Below are 1,116 nucleotides of genomic sequence, written 5' to 3'. Positions count from 1 at the left end.
AGGAATATGATTCAAGAAAAAGTGCCAATCCTCAACCGCCAACGCCGCAAAATATTCCTGAAAAGTCGGATGGTAAAAAGCATAAATCCCTTCCAGCGTCTCCGCATCCCTCGCCACTAAATTCAGCCAACCCAAACGACAAGCTAACTCAAACTGCGATGCACCCATCACCCGATATCCCACACTTTCTCGCAACTGAAACCGCGCAGTTTCATTTAACATCCCTGAAAGTGCCAATTTACCCAAAGCCGCATTCAAATCCTGCTGCTGAATCCAATTCAAGTGCGGTTTTTTCCACTGATACAAAGTAGTCACAAACCGCTGATAAAGTTTAGCCTTAGTATCCGGCAAATCCCCATCCAAGGATTGCCAAGTGCCGCACAATAGCGAACATCTCAGGGGATTTTTCACTAAGTCTCGAATTCGCTCTTTTCCTGATGCTGCTAATGCTTCCCGTAGCTGTTGAGAAAGCACCCCCCCAGCCCCCCTTGGTAAGGGGGGAGGCAAGATTTATTTCCCTTTTGGTAAGGGGGGAAGCAAGATTTTCTCCCTCTTCCCACCCTTGGTAAGGGGGGAAGCAGGATTTTCTTTCTTGTCCCTCCCCTTACCAAGCGGGAAGGAAAGATTTTCTTTCTTGTTCCCCCCCCTTAGTAAGGGGGGTTGGGGGGGGCGGCACGACTTCTAACAGCGTAGAAATCATACTTTCCCACAACAAAAAGCTACTTAAAGGTCCTACATGACCACCGCATTCCCGCCCTTCAAACACAAAGCGCCTTGCCCCTTGTTCGATGAACATTTTGAGTAAATTAGGGACAGGCACATGAAGATAAGTGGCAATGCCTTGACTTTCTAGATGTGCTGCCTGGTCAGGGCGTCCGCCAGCTATTAAGGCAAAGGGTGGCTTAACTTCCAGGACTTCTTTTAATTGTTCATCTCGCACGGCTTGGGGGACAAAACCGAGGATGCCGATGCCCCAAGATTTAGCGCCGATGATATTTTTCGTTTTTTCTAATAATTCTCTAACTTGTTGACCCCGCATCAAAGCCAAGGCGAGTAGTGGTAAGGCGCCTTCCCTAGCAACGGCGTTAGCAAATTCAGCACTATCACTAACCCTGG

At 48.3% G+C, this 1,116-nt stretch carries 2 protein-coding genes; both read right to left on the bottom strand.

Annotated elements, in window-relative coordinates; translation table 11 throughout:
* Nucleotides 1-507: NACHT domain-containing protein (locus QT974_RS34610; protein WP_442933245.1), on the bottom strand; the 507-nt coding region annotated here is incomplete at its 3' end.
* Between the two features lie 97 nt (nucleotides 508-604).
* The coding region (locus QT974_RS34605) for a hypothetical protein (protein WP_333472858.1) at nucleotides 605-1,116 on the bottom strand (512 nt) is incomplete at its 5' end.

The sequence above is a fragment of the Microcoleus sp. BM001215392 genome (genome assembly GCF_036700185.1).
GTDB lineage: Bacteria > Cyanobacteriota > Cyanobacteriia > Cyanobacteriales > Microcoleaceae > Microcoleus.
This window is presented reverse-complemented; position numbering and strand designations above follow the sequence as displayed.